This window comes from Geobacter sulfurreducens PCA (genome assembly GCF_000007985.2).
Taxonomy (GTDB): Bacteria; Desulfobacterota; Desulfuromonadia; order Geobacterales; family Geobacteraceae; genus Geobacter; species Geobacter sulfurreducens.
The window spans coordinates 1,169,917-1,193,641 of record NC_002939.5 but is presented as its reverse complement, the minus strand read 5'-3'; the positions used below and the strand labels follow the sequence as shown (position 1 = coordinate 1,193,641).

Below are 23,725 nucleotides of genomic sequence, written 5' to 3'. Positions count from 1 at the left end.
ATCGACAGCAGAGCCACCTGAAGCGGGAACGAATAGAAAAAATGGGGAGACGCGGTGACATCTCCCCATTTTCTATTTGACTTACAGCAGAAGTGCCGGGGAATGACGCCCCCCGGCACATGTACGACTAGAACTTGCGGCCGCCTTCTTCCGCCCACTTCTCAAGCATCGGAGTGGTAACGGACTTGGGACGCTCGATGGCGTAACCGAGGCCACGGTCCCAGGTGATGTTCGCCATGCAGCCGAGCGCACGGCCCACACCGAAGAGGACGGTGTAGAAGTCCCACTCACGGAGGCCATAGTACCACTGGATGACGCCGGACTGAGCATCGACGTTCGGCCAGGGGTTCTTGGCCTTACCGTGCTCCATGAGCACGCCAGGAGCGGTTTCAAAGATCATGGCAACCAGTTTGAACAGCGGATCATCCTTGAGCCCCGGAGTCTTGAGGCAGAACTCGCGCTGAGAGGTATACCGGGGGTCGGTCTTGCGGAGAACGGCGTGGCCGTATCCCGGAACGACCTGACCGGCGTTGAGGGTATCCCACAGGGCCTTGGTGACCAGCTCCTTGGTGGGCTCCACGTCCTTGCAGTACTTCTCCTGGAACTTGATGGTCCAGTCGAGAACTTCCTGGTTGGCAAGGCCGTGCAGCGGACCGGCGAGGCCGTTCAGGCCGGCGGAGTAGGCATAGTAGGGGTCGGACAGGGCCGAGTGCACCAAGTGAGTGGTGTGGGCCGACACGTTGCCGGACTCATGGTCGGAGTGAAGGATGAAGTACATCCGGGCAACATCCTCGTACTCCTTGCACTGGCCGATCATACGGGCGAAGTTGGCGCCGCAGTCTGCACTCGGATCGATGGGAAGCTGCTTGTCGCCTTTGTACTTGAGGTTGTAGATGAATGCGGCGATGACGGGGATACGGGCTACAAGATCATAGGCATCTTCGTAGACGTATTCCCAAGCCGTCATTTTGTTGAACTTGCCCGAGTTGTAGAAGCCCGCGAACTTGGAATCCTTTTGGAGGGCAAGGATACCGACGGAGAGCATGACCATGGGGTGGCTATCACGCGGCAGTGCACGGATGGCGTCGAACACGTACTGGGGAACTTCCTGACGTACCTTCCACTCGGCAACCACTTCGTCAACCTGGGCCTGGGTCGGGACTTCGCCGGTCAGGAGGAAGTACCAGAAGGATTCAACGGTCGGATAGTCAGAACCGGCAGCCTTGGGGAGAGCCTCAAAGGTCTCGGGAATGGTCTTGCCACGGAACCGGATCCCTTCCTGCGGGTCGAGATAGGAGATATCGGTTACCAGGCAGCGGATGTCACGGGCACCGCCGATGCATTGATCAATGGTCACCTGGTCGATAATGACCTTGCCGAACTCCTTTACGAGCCGGGTGGTGCGGGGACGGTGCTCCTCAATTTTTTGCTTTAGGGTTTCCTTGAGTGCCATGTTACGTGCTCTCCTTTCAAGTTGTGATGTTTTAATAAACAAAAACAAACTATCAACCTCGCCTGCCTTCTTCCCCCTCCTTTCCACTGGTGGTGTCACGGTACTGGAAATTTCAGTCGGTTATACTTCCGATACCACAAAATACGGCATTGAAATTGAGGTACCGATTATTGTGAAAACGGCGGAAATCTCTTTTTAGTATACTGTATACAATTTTACTGTAAAGCCTTATACCATTCAATCTGATTAAACTCAACAAAATTTTACATGATAACGGGCAACAAGGGGCGCGACGGCCGGCGCTAATCAGGGGGGGTGGGGCGGGACGTTTCACCTCGGTCAAGGTGACGTCCCACCGGAGGGGTGAGTGACTGCTGTCAGAGAATGACCAGTTCCTGGTCCGAGAATGTCAGCTGCTTGAGCCCTTCATAGTTTGAGATATAAAAGGTATTTTCGATCCCGATGGCTCCTTCGCCCGGGAAAACGACCTTCGGCTCGAAAGCGAAAACCATGCCCGGCTCAAGGACCATTTCGGAGAAGCCACGCGCAATGAACGGATATTCGTCTATCTCGATGCCGATGCCGTGACCGATAAAGGAAACCTGGGCGCCACGGGAGCCCATGAAGCTGTCGGCATACCCCAGCTCCTCAGCCAGAGTGCGACACCCCTCATAGACATCGCCCCACGGCGTGCCGGGGAGAGCCAGCGTGATCATCCGCTCCTGAACCCTGATCATGTCATCGTATGCACGACGCAACCGATCGGAAATCCCTCCGATGGCCAGGACGCGTGTCTGGTCCACCAGGTAGCCGTCAACGCAACCGGCGAAATCGACGATGATCGGCTCATTGCGTTCGATCCGCTTGAGCCCGGCCCCCTGACCGAACGAGGGATTGAGCCCAAGTCCTCCGAGGGGGGTATCCACATAGGCAGGGACCGCTGTATCGGTCCCTGAAAAAATATGAGCGTAAAACAGCTCAGAATTGAAAGAGCGCATCCGGACGAGCCCCTGGTGACCTTCTTTCCGGGCAGTGAACTCCAGTTCCGCCGCAAGTTCCAGATCGGTCATCCCCTCACGGATGACCTCCATGGCGCGACGATGGACCTTGTCGACCTGGACTGCGGCATCCTGGAGGAGATGAATCTCGTACTTGCTCTTGATCATCCTGACCCGCCGGATGAGAGGCGTTGCATCGCTGAAGTCGGCGTTGGGAAATACGGCGCGGTAGCGCTCAAAGAAGGCTACCGGCACGACGTCGAGCTCCATGCCGATCCGGGCGGGCAGAGAATAACCGTGGTCTGCCAGAATACCGGGGATGTTCTTCATGGAGGAAAACGGTACGACCAACTTGAGCCCCGACTCCATCCGCGCCCGGGAATGCTCTTTGCGGACCATGTAGATGGGGTCGCCCTCAACGGGCACATAGAGGTTGCCGCTCTGGATGGTGCCGGTGAAATAAAACAAGTCGGCATTCTGAACGATGATGACCGCATCGAGCCCTGCCCCGGCCATGTATGTCTGAAGCCGGGAGATGCGGTAGTCCAACTCTTCCCTTGGTGTGATGCGCATGAAAACCTCGCTGTGTGCGTTACCTTGGCGTCATTCCCCGTCCGACTGACGGCGACGTCGCGCCTCCTTCTCCAGGCGCCGCCGCTTGCGTCCGCCCAGGAAGGTTTCTTCAATGATGATCGCCGCGAAACAGAGCACGAACAACACCATGAGAACGCCGAGAATTTTTTCCCTCATACCAATGCTCCGGTCAAGCGGTTTCCCCCGGCCCTTCGAGGCCGAGCTCCTTGATGGCCATTTCCCGCAGCTTGAACTTCTGGATCTTGCCAGAGGCGGTCATGGGGTAGGAATCGACGAATTTAACGTACTTGGGAATCTTGTAGTTGGCGATCTTGCCCCTGCAGAAATCACGCACATCCTCTTCGGTCATGGTGTCGCCCTTCTTGAGAATGACCGCGGCCATGACCTGCTCCCCGTACTTGCGGTCGGGGACGCCATAGATCTGAACATCTGATATTTTCGGGTGGGTATAGAGAAACTCCTCTATCTCGCGAGGATAGATATTCTCACCGCCTCGAATGATCATATTCTTGATCCGACCGGTGATCTTGCAGTAGCCGTTCTCATCCATGACGGCCAGGTCACCCGTGTGGAGCCAGCCGTCGGCATCGATTGCCCGCGCAGTCTCCTCGGGCATTTTATAGTACCCCTTCATGACCAGGTATCCGCGGGTGCACAGCTCGCCCTGCTTGCCCGGCGGCAGTTCGGCACCGGTTTCGATATCGACGATCTTGACCTCCACGTCGGGAAGCGCCCGGCCGACCGTGGCCACCCGGAGCTCGATGGCATCGTCGGTGCGGGTCTGGGTGATCACGGGCGACGACTCGGTCTGGCCGTAGGCGATGGTGATTTCGCTGGCGTTCATCTGGCTGATGACCTTTTTCATTACCTCGATGGGGCAGTTGGAGCCGGCCATGATCCCGGTGCGGAGACTCGTGAGATCGAACTTCGGAAAGTCCGGGTGCTCCAGCTCCGCGATAAACATGGTGGGAACGCCGTGAACCGCAGTGCAGCGCTCCTTTTCGATGGTGCGCAGCACCGAGAGGGGGTCGAAAATCTCCACCGGCACCATGGTCGTGCCGTGGGTGACGCAGGCCATGACGCCGAGCACGCAGCCGAAGCAGTGGAAAAAGGGGACCGGGATGCAGAGCCGGTCCTTCTCGGTGAACTTCATGCATTCACCGATGTTGAAGCCGTTGTTGATGATGTTGAAGTGGGTCAGCATGACCCCCTTGGGAAAGCCGGTGGTGCCCGAGGTGTACTGCATATTGATGACGTCGTGGCGATCGAGGGTTGCCTCAACAGCCGCCAGTTCGGCATCGGAGACATCCTGACCCATGGCGGCAATTGCCTCGAAATTGAGCATGCCAGCCGGCGTCTCGCTGCCGATGAAGACGACATTCCTGAGGAAAGGGAGTTTCGGACTGGAAAGGGCGCCGGCTTCCGACCCGGCCAGCTCGGGCACGACCTCGTTCACGGTGGCCACATAATCGGTATCCTTGAACGATTTCACAAGGAAGAGCGTCGAAGAGTCGGATTGGTTGAGGATATACTCCAGCTCCGCCGATTTGTAGTTGGTGTTGACCGTTACGAGCACAGCGCCGATTTTGGCCGTGGCGAACTGAAGGATCACCCATTCGGGGACATTGTAGGCCCAGATGGAAACATGATCGCCCTTCTTGACGCCGAGCCGCAGCAGCCCCTTGGCCACCTCGCGGCAGACTTCGTTGAACTGGCGATAGGAGTAACGGAGGCCGCGATCAACATAGACGAGAGCGTCATTGTCGGGATAGCGGGCCGCAATGTGGTCAAGCAATCCTCCTACCGTAAATTCAAGCGGTTGTGCCATGGACTCCCCCTGTGTGTTTCGTCAATTCAAACATGTGTTTCAGTGCATTAACCCATTGAATCGATGAAGATTTATTGAACTAGCATGCCGCTCGGGACAAGTCAAGATGTTAGAACATGATATCATTGCAGCTTCAGGAGGAGCTGATGCTACGGCATGAACGCCATGACCGACATGAAACACGGCTGTCACGAGCTCCGTGACACAACACATAATTATGTGTTTTTGTTAATACTGTATTAATTTCAGCACGTTCCGACCTGCTTATTTCTTGGGCAATTTGCTATTTACATTTGTTTTAATATGCCTTTGCAAACGTGTTACGATCTTATCCACAAGGGTATCCACAATTTGTGTGGAAACGGGCTCCATCTCTAGTCTTTACAGGCATTTTTCACAGCTGTAACACAAATGCAATATTGTGACGCTACCCTCGCACGAGGGAGAGACATTCATGAAAACGATACTTATCATCGAAGACGAGCGCGACCTGGCCGATCTGGTGGCCTTCAACCTTGAAAAAGAAGGGTATCGGACCCTCACGGCACTGGATGGCGCGAACGGCCTGGAATTGGCCCGCAGCCAGCCCCCCGACCTGATCCTGCTGGACCTGATGCTGCCGGGAATGATGGGGATGGAGGTCTGCAAAATCCTCAAGAAGTCGGAAAAGACCGCCCATATCCCGGTCATCATGCTGACGGCACGCGGCGAGGAGATCGACCGTGTGGTCGGCTTCGAGGTCGGGGCCGACGACTACGTGGTAAAACCCTTCTCTACCCGCGAGTTGCTGCTCAGGGTGAAAGCGGTGCTGCGCCGCTCCCTCCCCGACAAGCCGGAAGGAAAGGTCATCAATGTCGGGCCGGTGACGATCGATACGGAGCGTCACATGGTGGCCGTGGAGGGAGATGATGTCACCCTGACCACGACCGAGTTCAAACTTCTGCTGAACCTTGCCGAGCGGCTCGGTCGGGTCCAGAGCCGCGACCTCCTTCTCAAAAACGTGTGGGGATATAATTACGTGGGAGACACCCGCACGGTGGATACTCATATCACCCGCCTGCGGACGAAGCTGGGACAGGCCGGAGAGCTGATCAAGACCGTCCGCGGCTTCGGCTACAAGATGGAGGAATAGTGAAGCTCACCATCCAGTGGAAGCTGATGGCTTCCTATCTATGTTTGCTCCTCTTTATCGGGGGAGCTTTTTTCGTCTACCTTAACCATACTCTCACCACGCACCTCGCCCACGAGATCCAGGAGAATCTCAAGAGCGAATCGCGGCTGGCGCGGATGGTTGCCGGCCGTGAGATCCGTGATATGCGGCGGGATGCGCCCGCAGTGGCAGCGGCCATTTCGCGCGAGACCCGGGCACGCGTGACGGTGATCCTTGAGGGGGGCGAGGTGGTGGCCGACTCTGACATCGCACCCCAATACCTGGGAACGCTGGAAAACCACGCGAACCGCCCCGAAGTCCGCCAGGCGCTGGAACAGGGAGGGGGCGCCGCGGTCCGCTATTCAGCTACCATCAAGACCCCCATGCTCTACGTGGCGACCGTGCTCAACACCACAACGGGAGAGCGCGGCGTGCTGCGCCTGTCGCTCCCTCTCACCGCGGTAGAAAAGGCAAAACAGAGCATCCGGACCCTGCTGGGGGCATCTCTTGTGGTATCGCTGGTGGTTGCGCTGCTCCTGAGCTATCTACTCTCGCGGCTCACATCCCGCTCGCTGCGCACCATCACAACCCTGGCCACCCAACTGGGCCGGGGAGACTACGGCCGGCGGATTCCGGTCATCACCCGCGATGAAGTCGGCGAACTCGCCCGCGTCATGAATGAAATGGCTTCGCAGATCGAACGGAACCTGGCGCGGATCTCGGCGGAGAAAAACCGGCTCGACACCATCCTCCGCGGAATGGGCGAGGGGCTGATGGTGAGCGATGCCGGGGGAACCGTGACTCTCGTGAACCCGGCTTTTCTTGAGCTCTTCGGCCTCACCCAGAGCGTGGAAGGGAGACAGATCATCGAAATCGCCCGGTTCCCCGAGCTGCATGAAACGTTCAGGGCCGTGGTGTCGTCCCGCAGCGAACACGTGGAGGAGATGACGCTTCCCCTGGGGGACGAAAAGCAGGTGCTGACCCACTGGGTGCCGCTCATGGAAGAGGACGAACTGCGCGGCGTGGTGGCGGTGTTCCACGACATTTCGGACCTGAAACGGCTTGAGGTTGTCCGCCGCGACTTCGTGGCCAATGTATCCCACGAACTCAGGACGCCGGTGACGGTCATCAAGGGATATGCCGAGGCCCTGGCCGGCGGACTCGTGGAGGAAGACCCGGAACGGGCCGGGCGTTTCCTTGAGATTATTTGCAGTCACTCGGAACGACTCGCCGATCTGATCCGCGATCTCCTCACCCTTTCACAGCTGGAATCGGGAGGACTCCAGCTGGAGCTGACCCAGATCCACCTGGACCGTGCGGTCTCCCACGCGGCGGGGCTGCTGGAGCAGAAGGCCGCACGGAAGGAGATCGTCATCGACATCTCGGCCCTGGCAGGCGCTCCACCGGTACTGGCCGACCCGGGACGGCTGGAGCAGGTCCTCATCAACCTCATGGACAATGCCCTCAAGTACACGCCGCCCGGAGGAACCATCACCCTCAGTGCCGATGAGGCGGACGGGATGGTGAGGGTGTCGGTTCACGACACCGGCATCGGCATCCCCCCCAAGGACCTGCCGCGCATCTTTGAGAGGTTCTACCGGGTGGATGCCGCCCGCAGCCGCGACGAGGGGGGGACCGGCCTCGGCCTTTCCATCGTGAAGCACATCATCCAGCTCCACGGCGGAAGCATCACTGTCGAGAGCGAGCACGGCAAAGGCACAACCTTCCGGTTCACCCTGCGCAAGACCTGACCTATACGCACTACCATCAAGGGGGGCGGCCAACAACCGTCCCCCTTTTTTGTATGCGGATCACCCCGGTTAGTTCTGAAGCAATTCTGCAAAAGCGAAAGTTTCCTTCCTCTCACCTCCCCTCCACACACCTGTAACCTTCCCATCCTATCCTCTTCCCGTAACAGTGCACAGAACGGGAGGTTCCATGTGGAAAGAGGATGTCATCGACCTGAAGCTCACGAAATTTTTCGAGGTGTCGGCGCGGGTGCTTCTCAGCCTGCTAATCACGGCCATACTGCTGGCGATCCTGGGAGGGATCATCCGGACCTTTTATGACATGAGGCTGGTGGTTTCCCACGATTTCCACGAGGCGTTCAGGACCATCCTGGTGGATGTCCTGACCGTGCTCGCCGTTGTGGAGGTACTGCGCACCGCCCTGGCCTATTTTTCTGAAGGGCGCGTGAAAGTAACCTACATCATCGATACGGTGCTCGTCACAGTCCTCACCGAGATCATGGCATTCTGGTACCGGGACATGTCCTGGGACAAGGTGGCCATGGTGATCGCGCTGGTTCTGGCCCTCGCGGGCGTCAGGGTCGTGGCGGTGCGCTTTTCACCCCGCCGCATCCGTGAAGAGCTGTAACCGACCGAGAATGTTACAGCAGGGACACATGCACATCATCCTGTGCCCACAGCTCAATTGTTCAGCGGATCTTTGCATAGCCGTAACCCTGATGTAACAAACCACTTCTATGATGACACCATGCATTTACGGAACACAGATCATCAACAATCAAGGAGACTTAGCATGAAAAAACTCACGTTGGGCGGAAAGATCGGCCGGATTACCCCTGCCCTGGCGGCCGCCGTCATGGGCCTCACGATCACGGCGAGTCCGGTCCTTGCCGCGGACAAACTCGTGAAGATCGACGGGTCCAGCACCGTCTACCCCATCACCGAGGCGGTTGCCGAGGAATTCCAGAAGGCCAAGAGAGGCGCCGTCAAGGTAACGGTCGGCATTTCCGGCACCGGCGGCGGGTTCAAGAAGTTTTGCCGCGGCGAGATTGACCTATCCGGAGCCTCCCGCCCCATCCTCAAGAAGGAGATGGAAGCGTGCAAGCAGGCTGGTATCCAGTACATCGAGCTGCCCGTAGCCTATGACGCCCTCACCGTGGTGGTGAACCCCCAGAACACCTGGGTCAAGAGCATGACCGTGGACGAGCTCAAGAAGATTTGGGAGCCCGCCGCCCAGGGGAAGATCACGAAGTGGAACCAGGTCAACCCCGCGTGGCCGAACCAACCCCTCAAGCTCTTCGGGCCGGGCGCCGACTCGGGCACCTTCGACTACTTCACCGAGGCGGTGGTGGGCAAGGCCAAATCCAGCCGCGGCGACTTTACCGCCAGCGAAGACGACAACGTGCTCGTGCAGGGCGTGTCCCGCGACAGGGGTGGACTGGGCTACTTCGGCTATGCCTACTACGCCGAGAACAGCAAGAAGCTCAAGGCAGTTCCCATTGTTGAGAAGGCTGGCAAGCCGGCGGTTTCCCCGTCCATTGACACCGTCAAGAACGGCAGCTACCAGCCCCTGTCCCGTCCCATCTTCATCTACGTGAACGCCAAGTCGGTGGACAAGCCCGAGGTGAAGGAATTCGTAGACTTCTACCTGAATCAGGCGCCGAAGCTCTCCAAAGCAGTCAAGTACGTGCCGCTTCCCGACAAGGCCTATGCCCTTGCCAAGTCGAACTTCGCCAAGAAGAAGACCGGCACCGGTTTCGGCGGGGAGCCTGAAGTGGGTGTCTCGGTGGAGGAACTCCTCCAGCGCGAAGGAAAGCACTGATCCGACGGACTGAACTCCATCCGGGGGAGAGGTGCTGGAGCGAGGCCTCTCCCCTTTTATGTGCCCGGACAAGTGTTACAACCGTCAAACGTTTGCACCATCCGTATCGCGGTGGACCGAACCATGGATAACAAACACATGAACACTTCATCTCCCGACACGACCCTCAGCCTGACGGAGTGCATCTCCTCCGCCGAGGCATCCAGGCGACTCGCCCACAAGCGGAGCCGTCACCTGAAGGAGCGGCTGGTAGAGTTCGTCCTCTTCCTGGCGGCCTTCTCCTCGGTGGCGACCACCTTCGCCATCGTGGCGATCCTGGTCTACGAGTCGATCCCGCTCTTCAAGCATGTCTCACTGGTGGAGTTCCTCACCGACCCCCAATGGACGCCGCTGTTCGACGATGCCCACTTCGGCATAATGCCGCTGGTTTCAGGCACCCTGGTGACGACCGGCGTGGCCCTGTCGGTCTGTATCCCCATGGGGACCATCATCGCCATCTACCTGAGCGAGTTCGCGCCCCACAAGGTCCGCGAGACGGTCAAGCCGTTTCTTGAGCTCCTGGGAGCGGTACCGACGGTGGTCTTCGGTTACTTCGCCCTGATCGTGGTGACCCCCCTGCTCCAGAAGGTAATGCCCGACCTGCCCGGCTTCAACATGCTCTCGGCGGGCCTCGTCATGGGGATCATGATCATCCCCTACGTGAGCTCCGTGAGCGAGGATGCCATGCGGGCGGTGCCGATGCACCTGCGGGAAGGTTCCTACGCCATGGGGGCCACCCGGTTCCAGACCGCGGTCAGGGTGGTGGTGCCGAGCGCCTTCTCCGGCATAGCCGCGGCCTATATCCTGGGCATCTCCCGGGCCGTGGGCGAGACCATGATCGTGGCCATTGCCGCAGGCATGCAGCCGACCCTCACCTGGAAGCCGACCGAGTCCGCCTCAACCATCAGCTCCTATATCGTGCAGGTAGCTCTGGGTGATCTTCCCCACGGCAGCATCGGCTACCAGTCGATCTTCGCCGCCGGACTCACCCTGATGGTGATGACCCTGGTGTTCAACATCATTGGCTACTGGCTCAAAAAGCGGTTCCGGGAGGTCTACTGATGCAACAGTCCGTTACGGAAATCAGGCGGCTCATCGCCCGCCACAAGTTCTGGGATTACGTGTTCGCCATCGTGGGTCTCATCTGCCTGCTGGTGGGGATTCTCACCCTCATGGGGCTGTTCGCCCAACTGGTGGCGGACGGCGCGCCGCGGCTGAAGCCCCACTTCTTCACCTCCTTCCCCTCGCGCTTCCCTGAGGAGGCGGGGATTCTCTCGGCCTGGGTCGGCACCATCCTGGTCATGCTGGTGACCGCCTTCGTGGCGGTGCCGCTGGGAGTCGCCGCCGGCGTCTACCTGGAAGAGTACGCTCCCAAGAACTGGCTCACGGCCATTATCGAGATCAACGTGACGAACCTGGCCGGGGTCCCCTCCATCGTCTTCGGCCTGCTGGCTCTCGGTCTCTTCGTCTACCAGTTGAACTTCGGCCAGAGCATCCTGTCCGCCGGCCTCACCCTGGCGCTGCTGATCCTGCCGATCGTGATCGTGGCCACCCGGGAATCGCTACGCGCCGTGCCCGGCAGCATCCGCGAGGCGGCCTATGCCCTGGGCGCCACCCGCTGGCAGATGGTTTCCAATCACGTGCTCCCCTACTCTTCATCCGGCATTCTCACGGGGGTAATTATCGGCCTGTCGCGGGCCATCGGCGAGACGGCGCCGGTCATCACCATCGGGGCACTAACCTTCATCGCGTTTCTGCCCCATTCGCCGATTTCCGGCCAGTTTCCCTTCATCAGCTTCGAATGGCTCAAGGATCCGTTCACGGTCATGCCGATCCAGATGTTCAACTGGACCTCCCGGCCGGAGGAGGAGTTCCAGCTCAACGCGGCGGCAGCCGGCGTGGTGCTCCTGGCCATGACCCTGGCCATGAACGCGGTGGCGATCTTTCTCCGCTACCATATCCGTAAAAAGATCAAGTGGTGAACGGCCGGGACCGTTCAGAGCGCCTTTACCGTACTATAGATACCCAAGGAGCAACGATGTCAGCATCTGTCCAGCCTGTACTCAAGGCCGAATCGAAAAATCTGAACTTCTACTACGGCGACTTCAAGGCCCTGAAGGGAATCTCCCTTCCGGTCCATGACAAAAGAATCACTGCCCTGATCGGCCCTTCCGGGTGCGGCAAATCGACGTTTCTGCGGTGCTTCAACCGGATGCACGACCTCTACCCCGGCAATCGCTACGACGGTGAAATCACCCTCAACCCCGACGGGGTGAACATCCTCTCCCCCAAGGTGGACCCCATCGAGGTCCGGATGCGGATCAGCATGGTGTTCCAGAAGCCGAACCCGTTCCCCAAATCGATCTTCGAGAATGTGGCCTATGGCCTGCGGGTGCGCGGCATCTCCAAGCGGAGCGTGCTTGAGGAGAAGGTGGAGGAGGCCCTCACTAACGCCGCCATCTGGAATGAGGTGAAGGACCGGCTGAGCGATCTGGCCTTCAACCTGTCAGGGGGCCAGCAGCAGCGGCTCTGCATCGCCCGGGCACTGGCCATCGACCCGGAGATCATGCTGTTCGACGAGCCCACCTCGGCGCTGGACCCCATTGCCACGGCAAATATTGAAGAATTGATGGCCGAGCTCAAGGAGCGGTTCACGATCCTCATCGTGACCCACAACATGCAGCAGGCCGCCCGGGTATCAGATTTCACCGCATTCCTGTACCTGGGCGAAGTCGTGGAATTCAACGACACAAAGAAGATCTTCACCACCCCCGACAATCCCCGCACCGAGGATTACATTACCGGACGGTTCGGGTAGAGGGAACGACAGCACACTAATGGGGATTTCAATGGAAAAAGAACATATCTTCAAGCAGTACGATGCAGAACTGAACGAGATCCGCACCCGCCTTCTGGAGATGGGGGGCAAAGTGGAAAAGATGATCACCGACGCCATGAAGGCCTTGGTGGACCGGGATTCCGACCTGGCGCGCCGGATCATCGCCATGGATCACGAGATCAATCACCTGGAGATGGACATCGACGAAAAGTGCCTCCAGGTCCTAGCACGGCGCCAGCCGGCCGGCCGCGACCTCCGCTTTCTCACCCTGGCGCTCAAAATCGTCACGGACCTGGAGCGGATCGGCGACCAGTGCACCAGCGTGGCAAAGCGGGCCGTGGAGCTGAACGAGGAGCCGCCCCTCAAACCCTACATCGACCTGCCCCGCATGGCCAACTGGGCCGGGGTGATGGTGAAGGAGTCGCTGGACGCGTTCGTGACCGGCGATGAAAAGCTGGCCATCAAGGTCTGCCGCGACGACGAATTCGTGGACGGCCTCAACGACCAGATCCAACGGGAACTGCTCACCTTCATGATCGAGGACCCGACAACCATCAGCCGGGCCCTGAAGATCAGCTACATCTCCAAGTATCTGGAACGGATCGCCGACCACGCCACCAACGTGGCCGAAATGGTCATCTTCATGATCAAGGGGAAGGACATCCGCCACACGACGCCTCCCACGGACCCCCAGTAACAACGATCAAACCGGGGGGCTGCCCGGCCCCCCATACCCGCTTCCGTTTTCACCCTCAATTCACCCCCCTGTAACCCCCCGGCAATACTGGACTGCTACCATCCTGGCATAGACGAATGACCGGCACTCCGGGAATCCCCCCGGTGGCCGTCTCGCCCACAGGAGGCAGCCCATGTCCCGATTCAACCTGCCGATCCCCGGCCTGGGAGAACTCGACCGCCAGATAGCCAAGATCAGAGAGCTGCGCGATGCACTCCAGCGCCTGAACACGCCCGCTGCCGGAGCTGTCGGAGCTGCCAGCGGCGAAGCCTGAACCTGGACGTATCAACGGAGGAACGAACCATGCTCACCAACACCGTCATTCCCCTTGCGCAGCGAACTGTTGCCCGGCATCCCGCGCTCCTCTCGGTGGCCTCTGCGGCCACGGGGCTCCTGCGGCACATGGCGATCAAACCACACACCCCGTCATCCCGGCCGCGCGAGCTGGCCCTGCGCCGGCGCCTGCCCAGCGTTCACGCGGTGCGCAACCAGATCTTCCGGGAAAAGGGAACAGGCACCCAGCCGACCATCGTGATCGGCGGTTTCGTCCCGGACGCCACTGAAGCGGTGGAGTTCCAGCGGGAACTGTTCCGCCGGCACGGTTCGGTCTACTATCTGAATTACGCGCGGCACGGCTTTTCCGTTGAGATGTTCTTTGCCCAACTGGCCGACCTGGTGGAAGATCTGAACCGGCGGGGCGAAAAACCGGTCATCTTTGCCATAAGCTTCGGCTGCTCACTCCTTTCCCGGTTCCTGCGGGAGCGCTACTCCGGCGAGGGCCTGACCGTGGGCGGCATCGTGATGACGAGCCCGGTCCTCTGCACTCAGGACCTGGTACGGCCCGAGCGCGAAAAGGGTGGCGGAGTCCGGATGCTGGAGAGCAGCCTCAGGCGCATCCTCAGGGCAGAGGCCACGAAGGAGGAAGAGCTCGAGCGTCAGATCGAGCGGGCCCGGCGCTGCTTCCAGGCCCTGTTCGAAGCCGGCGCCGTGAACCGCATCCTCTCCCACCGGCACCTTTCCATCCGCAAAAAAATCATGTCGGTGCTGCAGACCACGTCATGTCTCGGGGGATACGAACGGGTGGTGGCGCTCAAGGATGCCGCGTTCGCCGCGGCCGGGCCGCTGTTCGCGGGGCCGGCGCTGGTCATGCTCGCCGAGGACGAGGAGAACATCCTGGCCCCCTCCTCCCCCACCCTGGCGGCCCTGCGCGACACCGGCGTCCGGGGAGAGCTCTTCCCCCGGGGCAAGGTCAGGACGGTGGCTTCGCCCATGAACGGCGACACGGTTCCCCATGCCTCGCTCATCTTTCACCATCACTGCTACAACCCCCTGATCGAGGCATGGTACGACCGTCTGGCGTCCCCCCTGCGCATCGCGGTGGTTTCATGATCAGGTCAAGCATCGACCTGATGCTCAAGACCGGGGCCGCGGCCCTGGCAAAGAACTTCGAGAACAGGGATCCGATTGCCGGTCAGCGGGAAATCCTCGCCCGACTCGTGGTAGCGGCCGCCGTCACCCGCTTCGGCCGCGACCATGGCTTCGCGGAACTGGCAGGAGAGCCCTTCGACCGTCTCTATGCGGAATTCCGGCGCCGGGTGCCGATCCGCACCTATGCCGACTTCTGGCGCGACTATTTCTCGGCGTGGCAGAGCGATGCCAACGGCAGCCAACGGCTCCTGCTGGAGGACGTGACCTGGCCCGGCAGGATTCCCTTTTTCTGCGAGACCTCCGGCACCACGGCGCCCACCAAATACATCCCCTTTTCTCGGGAGATGTTCGCCGCCAACAAGCGGGCCGCCATTGATCTCACCGCCTGCTACCTGCACCGCACCCCCCGAAGCCGCCTGTTCCAGGGAAAGCTCCTCTACATGGCCGGCAACACCAGCCTCACCGATCTGGGCAATGGGGTGCAAAGCGGCGACATGAGCGGCATCACCCTGCGCCATCGCCCCTTCTACCTGCGCCCCTTCGTGGCGCCGGGCATGGCGGTGTCGGCCCTGCCCTGGGAAGAAAAAGTGGTGGAACTGGCGGGGCTTCTGTTGTCGGACCGCTCCATCCGGGGCATCTCCGGCGTTCCTCCCTGGATCATCCTCCTCCTGCAGCGGGTTGAAGAGATGGGGCACCGCCCCATTGCCGAGCTCCTTCCCAACCTGGAACTGATCATCCACGGGGGAACGAGCATGAAACCGTACCGCCGCGAATTCGACGGCCTCTTTCCCCGACGCCGGCCCCATTTCCTGGAGGTGCTCCCCTCCTCCGAGGCGTTCATGGCCTTCCAACTGCCGGGCGAGGACCGGATGCGGCTCGTGCCCCACTACGGCGCCTTCTTCGAGTTCATCCCCATCGAGGACCTCGACGAGGGGGGGACACCGGCCGCCGACGCGCCGACGGTTCCCCTGGAGGCGGTGGAGACCGGCCGGCGCTACGCCGTTATCCTCACCACCTGTGCGGGACTGTGGCGTTACCACATCGGCGACACCCTGCGTTTCACCGCCCTGTCCCCCCACTTCATCGAATTCACGGGACGGGACCGGTTTCTGGACCGGTTCGAGGAAAAGGTGACTCAGGGGGAGGTGGAGGAAGCGGTGGCCCGGCTCAACCAACTGGACGGGATCGAGGTAAGGGAGTTCATGGTGGGCCCCGACATCGGGGAACGGCGCCACCTGTGGGTACTGGCGGTGGGCGAAATGAACGAGCGGAGCGGCGACGTCCTGGGGAGACACCTGGACGCCACGCTCCGCTCGCTGAATGCCGATTACGCCACGTTCCGGAGCCAGGGACGGATCGCCGGGCCCCGGGTCGTGACGGTGAGCGGGGATGTTATCTACCGCTGGTCCAAAGAGGTGCGCGGCAAGCTGGGGGGACAGAGCAAGATCCCCCACGTGGACCCCACGGTGGAAGGTGAAATGGTGGCAAGCCTTGCGGCCTTTGCCGACGGTTTCAGGCCTGCTGGATCGCCGACAGCTTCCAGGGATTCGGCCCCACGGGCCGGGTAAAGGTCCAAAACTCCTCGAACTTCACCGGCTCCCGGTCGCTGCCGGAGAGAACCCGTCCCTCCTCGTCCGTGGTGTAGTCGAGAAGATTGGCCAGGAAACGGACCGTAATAAAGTCACAGCCTTCCTCCTGCCAGGCCTCCACGAGCTCCACCTGACGCACGGCGATATTCTCCAGCCGATTCACCTGACCCCGCGCCTTGAGTTCAGCCACGTCGCCCTGGAGCGCCCGCTCCATCTCAGGGGCGAGAACCTCCCGCGCCGACGAGAGATCGCGCCGCGTCCACGCCCCCTGGACCCGGAAAAAGACATCCTGGGCCAGTTGACGGAACTGTTCCTCACTGAACGACCCATCCATCTGGCGGACATGGGCCAGCCCCGAGTCGGCCCCGGCTGCGGGGACGGATTCCGCGGGTTGCCCGTAGCGATACTGCTGTGGCGTCACCGGCTCCTCGCGACTCCAGTCGGGTGCGCGGCCGGCCGTGGCCGCGGCTTCACGGCGCCGCGACGCCACGAAACGATAGACCAGATAGAGGATTCCGCCGATCAGCAGGATATCGAAAAGCCCCACGCCGCCCGCACCGGGGCCCGCGAAACCGAGACTGCGGAAGAGCATGCCGCCGAGCAGGCCCCCCACGATACCGCCGGCCATGCTGCGGAGGAAACTGCCACCCTGCCGCTGCTGGGGAAAGGTCTGGGGAACAGCAGGGGCCGGCTGGGGCCGGGAGGCGGGAGCCGGGTCCACCGTCCGGGTCGGAGGCCGGTAGGTGCGCGTGCCGCGGCTGCCGAAGGAGCGGCCGCCGCCCGCACGGGCCTCGGCCTCGTGACAGGCCACCGCCACCAGCGACAGGGCAAAGGCCACCGTAACCACTCGAACCATCATGCGTGAAATCATCTTTGTCACCTTTTCCATTATTGAATATACCGGACACTGTACCCCAAACCGGCGCCGTTTCCCAGAGGCGAGGCGAAAATTCAGCCGCGGAGCCGGGTTGCCCGGTATCGAGCGTTCAGTATCCCGACCACGAAACAGCCGGCTCCCCTTCCGGGAAGCCGGCTGCACTGCATCAGGGAAGCGGGTCGGCCGCTATCCCCGCCTGCGCAGATATGCCAGAAACTCGTCCCGCGACAGCTCCTTCTTCCGCACCAGGTGGTCCATCTGGCGGGACAGGGCCAGCCGTTCACCCTCCTTCATGGCATCTTTTACAAGCACGAAGAACGGAACGTTACGGACCTGCGGATAGAGCCGGAAGCGCTCCAACAGCTCGAAGGAGTGCATGTCCGGCAGCGTGACCGAACAGAAGATCATGTAAGCGCGGCCCGTGGTGGCAAGGGCCACGGCCTCCTTGCCCGTGTAGGCGTTGACCACCTCGAAGCCGAGGGAGGTGATGGCCTTGGCAACGCTCTCCTCCCCCTTCTTGGAGATCACCATCACCTGGAGGTCCCAGGTATCCGCCTCATCGGTCAGCCCCAGGACCGTAAGCTTCTTCATCATGTAATCGGTGTCGATGGGGAGGGTGAAAAAGCCGGCGGCCGGGAAAACGCCCCCAATCTTTCCCTCCTGGCTCAGGTAGACCGGCAGGATCGGCACATCGCGGGTGGCCGGATTGTTCTTGATATCCAGCAGGATTCCCCAGCCGTCGTGGGAGAACGGTGAAACGTCGAGGACCACGCCAAGGGGCTTGGTGTCGCCGAAATCGTCCCTTCCCCTGCACACCACCGAATAGCCCGCATGCCTGAGATAGTCGAGCACTGCGGTCGAACGCTCTTCCTCACATCCCAATCCCATCAGCCAGAGTTCCGGCTGCTTCGCTGAATCACTCATGGCATCCCCCGATCTGTGGCGGCTGATTTATTAATTAACAACATAACAAAATTTATACCGACCGCAAGGAAAAGTTAGCGATAACCGGCTGTTGACGTTGAAAATACCGCGCCCCTGTGCTAGCGTCCATCTCACAACACTCGATGCAAAGGAGACGCGTCATGCCGAGCACCGTTTACTTCAGCGACATGCGGGCGGGACACAAGGAGAACCTTTTCGCCAAGATCGGTAAACTCATGATCCTGGCCGGTGCCAGGGAACGGATCGCCACGGGCGACCTGGTGGCGGTAAAGGTCCACTTCGGAGAGCGGGGAAATCATGCGTTCATCCGCCCCATTTTTATCCGGCGCGTGGTGGACGAAATCAAAGGATGCGGCGGAAAGCCCTTTCTCACCGACTCCTCAACCCTCTACCCCGGCGAGCGCAAGGAAGCGGTCTCCGCGCTGATCTGTGCCATCGAGAACGGCTTCGACTTTGCGGTTGCCGGCGCTCCCCTCGTCATGTGCGACGGACTCCGGGGCAACTCGGCCATTGTCGTTGAGGTGAACGGCGAACTGCTGAAGAAGGTCCCCATCGGCTCCGCCATCGTCGAGGCCGACGCCCTGGTAGCCGTCTCCCACTTCAAGTGCCATGAGTTGACCGGCTTCGGCGGCGCCCTGAAGAACCTGGGCATGGGCTGCTCAAGCCGCGAGGGGAAGCTGACCCAGCATTCCACCGTGGCGCCCAGGGTGGCCGAAAAATACTGCACCGGCTGCGGGCTCTGCCTGAAGGCCTGTGCCCACGACGCCATCGCCATCATCGAGGGGAAGGCCAAGATCGACCCGAAGGCGTGCGCCGGCTGCAGCCGCTGCATCACCGTCTGCCCCACCAAGGCCATCACCATCCAGTGGAACGAGGCCGCCGACCTGGTCATGAAAAAGATGGCCGAATTCGCCAAAGGGGCCGTGACGGGCAAGCAGCACAAGACCCTCTTCCTCAACTTCATCACCCAGGTCTCCCCGGCCTGCGATTGCTACGGCCACGCCGACGCCCCCATCGTGAACGACATCGGCATCTGCGCCTCCACCGACCCCGTTGCCCTGGACCAGGCCTGCGCCGACCTGGTCAATGACGCCGTGGGCAACCAGAATACGGCGTTGGCCACCGGCCATGAGCCGGGGGGTGACAAGTTCCGCGGGGTTCACCCGGACATCGATTGGGAGATTCAGCTGGAGCATGCCGAGAAGATCGGCATGGGGACGCGCGAGTATGATCTGGTGAGAATCTGAGGTTTCGTTACAGCCGCCCCGACCGGATGATCGCCACGACCCACCAGAGGCCGATGAAGCCGGCGATGGTGTAGCCCATGAAGGCGAACACGGGAAAATCGAGGAACTTCGGACCCTTGTCGGTCTGCATGACAATGGACGAGCCAACGATCAGGGCGGCAATGATCAGGCTGGAGGAAAGGCGGTTCACGGACTTGTCGAACTCCCGCATGGCCCGGTCGAGACCCCGGTGTTCCAGGTCGATCTTGAATTTGTTCCGGTTGATTCGGTTGAGGAGTTCCTTCAGGTCCCGCGGCAGGTTGCGGGCAAGGGTGAAGTAGGAGAGAAGGTTCGAGTTCATCTCCCTGATCAGCTGGCGGGGAGAGAAGCGGTCGCGCACGGCCTGCTTCATGAAGGGGCGCAGGTGCTCCACCATGTCGAAGGCGGGGTCCAGCTCCCGCCCCATCCCCTCGATGGCCACCAGGGCCTTGGCCAACAGCATGAGGTCGGGCTGGAACTTGATGTGATAGGTGGTAATCACCTCCAGAAACTCCAGCAGCACCCGTCCCACCTCGATCTCCTGGAGCGGGGTCTCGTAGTAGTTGTCGATCAGACCGGTCAGGTCCCGCTTGAGAGCCCGGGTATCCAAGGTGTCGGCAATCTCCCCCGAGTAGAGCAGCAGCGAGATCACCTCGTCCACGTCCCGCTGGACGATGGCCAGCAGGATGTCGGTGAGATACCCCTTGAGCTGGGCGTCGAGCCGCCCCACCATGCCGTAGTCCAGCAGACAGATGACGTTGTCCGGCAGGATAAGGACATTGCCGGGATGGGGATCGCCATGGAAGAAGCCGTGGGTGAGGACCATCTTGAGGAAGGCATCGGCGCCGCGTCGGGCGATGAGCCGACGGTCCATGCCCGCGCGTTCCAAGGCCGCCGTGTCCGACACCTTGATCCCGTTGATGAACTCCATGGTCAGGAGCCCCCGGGCGGTACAGTCCCAGTGGACCGTGGGGAAGTAGAGGGTCGGGTCCCCCGCGAAGTTCTCGGCAAAGCGCTCGATGGTATGCCCTTCCCGCGCGAAGTCCATCTCGCGGCGGATCGTCCGGGCGAACTCCTTCACGAGCCCCACCGGGTCGTAGATGTCGCTGCGGGGAAGGTGACGCTCGGCCAGGACCGCCAATCCCATCATGGCGTCGATGTCGGTCTCCACGGCCTCCACCACGCCGGGACGACGGACCTTGATCACCACCTCTTCGCCGGAAACGAGCCGGGCCCGGTGGACCTGAGCGATGGAGGCTGCCGCAAGGGGCTCGGGGTCGATGAAGGAAAAACGCTCCTCCGGATCGCGACCAAGCTCGCGGCGGATCTGGTCCAGGGCGTCCTCGAAGGGGAACGACGGCACCTGATCCTGGAGCCGGGCGAACTCCAGCACGAAACTGCGGGGGATCACGTCCGGGCGGGTAGAGAGGATCTGGCCCAGCTTGACAAACGTGGGGCCCAGTTCTTCAAGGGCAAGCCTCATCCGCTCCGCGGGCGAGAGCCGGGCCAGTTCCGGTTCGGGCTTGCGGAACAGCCGGCGTCCCCGGGCAACGAACCGGGACAGCCCCATGAGCGACAGGGCGTGCTCGAAGCCATACTTGACCAATACCCGCACGATCTGTCGATAGCGGCGCAGGCTCCGGATGTTGCGATTGAGCTGGAAAACGCTCAGCATTCGGTGCTCGGGTCTCCGACGCCGGCTTTGGCCTCAAGGGCCTCAACCCGCTTGACGAGCCGGTCGTACTCCTCACGGGGAACGAGCCCAAGTCGGTCCATGGCCCGCTTGACCTCCACGTCAGCCATCTCCTCGATGCGCCCCTTAACGTCCTTGGCCATGGTCTGGATCTTCTCCAGGATCGCCTTTCCTTCGTCCTCACCCACCTTGTACTTTTCCTTCAGGTCGACGAGACACTCCTCCACCTTTTTCTGGGACAGCGACACGACCCCCAGGCCGGTCAGAAATACCTTCTCGAACAGTTCGATCATGGGGCGTTCCTCCTTTCATGGACATCACACGGAACAAAAGTAGCAGAAATCACGCAAAAAACAAGCGGCCCGCCACCCGCGCCTCAAATCTCCAGGTCCAGGTCGGGCTGGAACAGCCGCCCTTCCCGGAGGTCGAAGGGAATGGTGAGGAGCCTGCCGGTGCCGCAGCGGACTGAAAATGTCTCCAGAAACCGCTGGTTCACGCGCCGCTCGCCTGCCACGGTGGCCAGTACTACCGGTTCGGCCAGGCTCAGGGCGTCAGCCTCGCGAAAAACGATGGGAGCCACCGCGGCGGGGCTTCCGGCGGAGCGGCCGAACGCGGGAGCACGGAGCGTCAGCAGCCGCCCCGCACGCAGGAGGGGTGCCGGCTTGGCGGCGAAAGCAGGCACGAAGACGAGCGGCGGCTTTTCCGCCCGAGCAGGGTCAGGCGTCTTGATGGTGCCTGTCAGGGACAGGTAGTCGCGCAGGGTTGCCGCCTCGCCGCCGGAACTCGCGGCGCGGAACGGGAAAACCCAGAACGGCAGCCGCGCCATGGTGCGCCGCGCCCCGGGCGGGGCATCCAGGTCAGGTCCGGCCGCGTGGAGGACCTGGCGCAGAGCCAGAGTCTCCCCCTCCAGTTCCCGGAACGTGCCGCACCGCCGGCAGGGGAAGATGACATCCTCACCCGCAGCCGAAAGGCCACCGCCGCAATCGGGGCAACGGAGCGGGATCACCCGCAGATCGTGCCGGTCAGCCAAGCTCCACCTCCCCTCTCCGTTCTATCATGCCAAAGAACCAGATGGTCAAACGCTCGATCGACAACCCGCCGTTGGCGGCGAGCCAGGCCAGGAAAGCGCCGACGACGACAAATCCGACCAGCGGATGGAGAGTGAAGGAATAGATCAGGAGCGTGACCGTCGACAGGGGGCGCAGCACCGCAATCCGCACGGCGGCCGGAAGGCGCCCGGCGAGGACGCGACCGTTCACCCCGTCCACGGCCACGTGATAGAGCCGCTCGCCGCGGGAAAACGTGAGGCTCCAGACCGGATATGAAATGAGGGCGATGCGCTCCCCACAGAGGGCGAGACGGCCGGCCGAGCGGAGCACTCCCTTTCCTCCGCCCCGGGACCGGGCCTGGGCCAGTGCTTCCCGCCTCACCTGATCCGGCGTCGTGACCGGATCAAAGACCGTGCCCCGGCGGGAAACCTCGGCGAAATCCATCCCCGCAAGCGGCAGGACCGCGCTTGCCACGGCGATGCCCCGCAGGCCGAAGCGTGACGTATCGCAGGCGGGAGAGCTGTAGTCCACGGCAATCATGACCGTCTCGGTACCGCTTTCCACGGGTCCGCGCACCTCCCGAACCGTCCGCATACCGTTCTCATCGTACTCTTCCTGCTGGACCCGAGTCTCCCGCTCGGTCCAGAGCCAGCCGGCCGCATGGCCCCGCAGCCGCCAGAATGGAAGGAAGCACAGCTCGTCCCCTTCAAACCGGAGCAGTTCCACCACCTTCGGGTCGCCGCCGGCAGCCGCCGCGGCCTTGCGGGCAGCGGCGCGCGCCTGGGTACGGTCAATCCGCTCAGCAATAACAAATCGGGGAATGCCCGCTTCGCCGGAAACTGCCAGAGAGGTTCCGCAAGAGGGACAGAGAGCATTGCGGTTGCCTTCGCTGAACGAAAAGGGGCTTGCACACTGGGGACAGGATATGGTGACCGTCTGCCGCTCGCTCATTACTCCCCCCGTCGGAGCAATGCGGTGCAGACCGGCCAGGCAACGGCCAGCACAGCCGCGAAGACGGCTGCCCTGAGAAAGTGGCTCTTCACGGCCAGCCCGGAGGCAGTGAGCGTGATGGCAAAACCGGCCACCAGTGCAGCGTGGCGAAACGGCACCGACTCGGACCGGGCCGGGAGGGGCGTCAGGAGCGCGACCCGCCGGTCCACCGCCGAAACCAGTGCCCTGCAGTCGTGACCGGCAAGGCGGAAGGAAAGGAGATAGAGAGGGAGGTAAACGAGGCTGAGGGAGGTGCCGCCACGGTCGGCTCCTTCCCCTAATGCCTCGTCGGCCGGGATGTCGGGCAGGATGAAGTCGTCCCCCGACGGGACGAAGAGAAGGTCGCCGCCGGGCAGGCCGGGGAGGGGACCCTGAAGCCAGGGATGACGCAGGGCCGGCACGAGCCGATTCCCTCCACTTTCAGGTCGCGAGAGCCAGAAGGGCGCAACCAGATACTCGCAGCCGGTCCGCTCCACGGCCTGTCCGGCACCATCCCGCTCGAGGGTGGAGGCCACTGCGCTCCACGCCACCCGATCGTCCCGCTCGTGGTCCAGGTGGTATTCGGCGATGCCGACACCCCGTTCCACCATGAAGGATGAACCGCAGAAGGCACAGCCGTGGAAACGGGTATCGGTGCGGGCTTCGGCCGTGGCGCCGCACTGGGGGCAGGCGATGGTCACCG

23 protein-coding genes and 1 pseudogene are annotated in these 23,725 nt (G+C 61.5%); 13 read left to right on the top strand and 11 right to left on the bottom strand.

Annotation, left to right across the window (positions count from 1 at the left end):
- Window positions 1-127: 127 nt before the first annotated feature.
- Window positions 128-1,453: a citrate (Si)-synthase gene (locus GS_RS05515; protein ID WP_010941767.1), complete on the bottom strand. Its 1,326-nt coding sequence runs from the start codon at window positions 1,451-1,453 to the stop codon at window positions 128-130.
- Here GS_RS05515 and GS_RS17570 point away from each other — a divergent pair.
- Window positions 1,452-1,652, top strand: a complete 201-nt coding sequence (locus GS_RS17570) for a hypothetical protein (protein ID WP_153305652.1) — start codon at window positions 1,452-1,454, stop codon at window positions 1,650-1,652. The two genes, GS_RS05515 and GS_RS17570, sit on opposite strands and share 2 nt — an antisense overlap.
- Before the next feature lie 178 nt (window positions 1,653-1,830).
- Here GS_RS17570 and GS_RS05510 read toward each other — a convergent pair whose 3' ends face one another.
- The 3 genes and pseudogenes from GS_RS05510 to GS_RS05500 form a co-directional block, all read right to left on the bottom strand.
- The gene (locus GS_RS05510) at window positions 1,831-3,024 is read right to left on the bottom strand and encodes a M24 family metallopeptidase (RefSeq protein WP_010941766.1); all 1,194 of its coding nucleotides are present in this window, start codon (window positions 3,022-3,024) and stop codon (window positions 1,831-1,833) included.
- A 30-nt stretch (window positions 3,025-3,054) separates the two neighbouring features.
- Window positions 3,055-3,201: a lipoprotein gene (locus GS_RS05505; protein ID WP_010941765.1), complete on the bottom strand. Its 147-nt coding sequence runs from the start codon at window positions 3,199-3,201 to the stop codon at window positions 3,055-3,057.
- 13 nt (window positions 3,202-3,214) lie between these two features.
- Window positions 3,215-4,876: pseudogene (locus tag GS_RS05500) on the bottom strand (AMP-binding protein); the annotation flags it as partial.
- A gap of 451 nt (window positions 4,877-5,327) precedes the next feature.
- Here GS_RS05500 and GS_RS05495 point away from each other — a divergent pair.
- The 11 genes from GS_RS05495 (at window position 5,328) to GS_RS05450 (ending at window position 16,203) form a co-directional block, all read left to right on the top strand.
- Window positions 5,328-6,005, top strand: coding sequence for a response regulator (locus GS_RS05495; protein ID WP_010941763.1), 678 nt, complete (start codon window positions 5,328-5,330; stop codon window positions 6,003-6,005).
- Window positions 6,005-7,774: a two-component system histidine kinase PnpS gene (pnpS, locus tag GS_RS05490; RefSeq protein WP_010941762.1), complete on the top strand. Its 1,770-nt coding sequence runs from the start codon at window positions 6,005-6,007 to the stop codon at window positions 7,772-7,774. Before GS_RS05495 ends, pnpS begins: the two co-directional genes overlap by 1 nt.
- 187 nt (window positions 7,775-7,961) lie before the next feature.
- Window positions 7,962-8,399 (top strand): phosphate-starvation-inducible PsiE family protein, encoded by a 438-nt coding sequence (locus tag GS_RS05485; protein WP_010941761.1) that lies wholly within the window; start codon window positions 7,962-7,964, stop codon window positions 8,397-8,399.
- A gap of 165 nt (window positions 8,400-8,564) precedes the next feature.
- Window positions 8,565-9,593 (top strand): PstS family phosphate ABC transporter substrate-binding protein, encoded by a 1,029-nt coding sequence (locus GS_RS05480; RefSeq protein ID WP_010941760.1) that lies wholly within the window; start codon window positions 8,565-8,567, stop codon window positions 9,591-9,593.
- A 123-nt stretch (window positions 9,594-9,716) separates the two neighbouring features.
- Window positions 9,717-10,694, top strand: a complete 978-nt coding sequence (gene pstC, locus GS_RS05475; RefSeq protein ID WP_010941759.1) for a phosphate ABC transporter permease subunit PstC — start codon at window positions 9,717-9,719, stop codon at window positions 10,692-10,694.
- Window positions 10,694-11,614 carry a phosphate ABC transporter permease PstA gene (gene pstA / locus GS_RS05470; protein WP_010941758.1) on the top strand — a complete coding sequence of 307 codons (921 nt, stop codon included), beginning with the start codon at window positions 10,694-10,696 and terminating at the stop codon, window positions 11,612-11,614. Before pstC ends, pstA begins: the two co-directional genes overlap by 1 nt.
- Window positions 11,615-11,670: 56 nt before the next feature.
- Window positions 11,671-12,450 carry a phosphate ABC transporter ATP-binding protein PstB gene (gene pstB, locus GS_RS05465; RefSeq protein ID WP_010941757.1) on the top strand — a complete coding sequence of 260 codons (780 nt, stop codon included), beginning with the start codon at window positions 11,671-11,673 and terminating at the stop codon, window positions 12,448-12,450.
- Between the two features lie 31 nt (window positions 12,451-12,481).
- On the top strand, window positions 12,482-13,168 hold the full coding sequence (phoU, locus tag GS_RS05460) for a phosphate signaling complex protein PhoU (protein WP_010941756.1): 687 nt from the start codon (window positions 12,482-12,484) through the stop codon (window positions 13,166-13,168).
- 172 nt (window positions 13,169-13,340) lie between these two features.
- Complete coding sequence (locus GS_RS17400) at window positions 13,341-13,481, top strand: hypothetical protein (protein WP_010941755.1); 141 nt, start codon at window positions 13,341-13,343, stop codon at window positions 13,479-13,481.
- Window positions 13,482-13,510: 29 nt separating this feature from the next.
- Entirely contained in the window at window positions 13,511-14,596 is a 1,086-nt protein-coding gene (locus tag GS_RS05455) for a hypothetical protein (protein WP_010941754.1), read from the top strand.
- Window positions 14,593-16,203 (top strand): GH3 family domain-containing protein, encoded by a 1,611-nt coding sequence (locus GS_RS05450; RefSeq protein ID WP_010941753.1) that lies wholly within the window; start codon window positions 14,593-14,595, stop codon window positions 16,201-16,203. Before GS_RS05455 ends, GS_RS05450 begins: the two co-directional genes overlap by 4 nt.
- On the opposite strand, the gene GS_RS05445 is transcribed toward GS_RS05450, so the two are convergent.
- Both GS_RS05445 and GS_RS05440 read right to left on the bottom strand, forming a co-directional pair.
- On the bottom strand, window positions 16,148-17,095 hold the full coding sequence (locus tag GS_RS05445; protein ID WP_010941752.1) for a Tim44 domain-containing protein: 948 nt from the start codon (window positions 17,093-17,095) through the stop codon (window positions 16,148-16,150). The two genes, GS_RS05450 and GS_RS05445, sit on opposite strands and share 56 nt — an antisense overlap.
- Window positions 17,096-17,287: 192 nt before the next feature.
- Window positions 17,288-18,025: a response regulator gene (locus GS_RS05440; protein ID WP_010941751.1), complete on the bottom strand. Its 738-nt coding sequence runs from the start codon at window positions 18,023-18,025 to the stop codon at window positions 17,288-17,290.
- A gap of 161 nt (window positions 18,026-18,186) precedes the next feature.
- Here GS_RS05440 and GS_RS05435 point away from each other — a divergent pair, with 161 nt between their 5' ends.
- Window positions 18,187-19,293 carry a DUF362 domain-containing protein gene (locus tag GS_RS05435; RefSeq protein WP_010941750.1) on the top strand — a complete coding sequence of 369 codons (1,107 nt, stop codon included), beginning with the start codon at window positions 18,187-18,189 and terminating at the stop codon, window positions 19,291-19,293.
- 7 nt (window positions 19,294-19,300) lie between these two features.
- Here the strand turns inward: GS_RS05435 and GS_RS05430 are convergent, their stop codons facing one another.
- The 5 genes from GS_RS05430 to GS_RS05410 form a co-directional block, all read right to left on the bottom strand.
- Window positions 19,301-20,986 (bottom strand): ABC1 kinase family protein, encoded by a 1,686-nt coding sequence (locus tag GS_RS05430; protein WP_010941749.1) that lies wholly within the window; start codon window positions 20,984-20,986, stop codon window positions 19,301-19,303.
- Window positions 20,980-21,297 carry a phasin family protein gene (locus tag GS_RS05425; protein ID WP_010941748.1) on the bottom strand — a complete coding sequence of 106 codons (318 nt, stop codon included), beginning with the start codon at window positions 21,295-21,297 and terminating at the stop codon, window positions 20,980-20,982. The genes GS_RS05430 and GS_RS05425 overlap by 7 nt, the downstream gene beginning before the upstream one ends.
- A gap of 83 nt (window positions 21,298-21,380) precedes the next feature.
- Window positions 21,381-22,034, bottom strand: a complete 654-nt coding sequence (locus tag GS_RS05420) for a hypothetical protein (protein ID WP_010941747.1) — start codon at window positions 22,032-22,034, stop codon at window positions 21,381-21,383.
- Window positions 22,027-23,004, bottom strand: a complete 978-nt coding sequence (locus GS_RS05415) for a hypothetical protein (RefSeq protein ID WP_010941746.1) — start codon at window positions 23,002-23,004, stop codon at window positions 22,027-22,029. Before GS_RS05415 ends, GS_RS05420 begins: the two co-directional genes overlap by 8 nt.
- Window positions 23,004-23,723 (bottom strand): hypothetical protein, encoded by a 720-nt coding sequence (locus tag GS_RS05410; protein ID WP_010941745.1) that lies wholly within the window; start codon window positions 23,721-23,723, stop codon window positions 23,004-23,006. Before GS_RS05410 ends, GS_RS05415 begins: the two co-directional genes overlap by 1 nt.
- Between the last annotated feature and the right edge of the window lie 2 nt (window positions 23,724-23,725).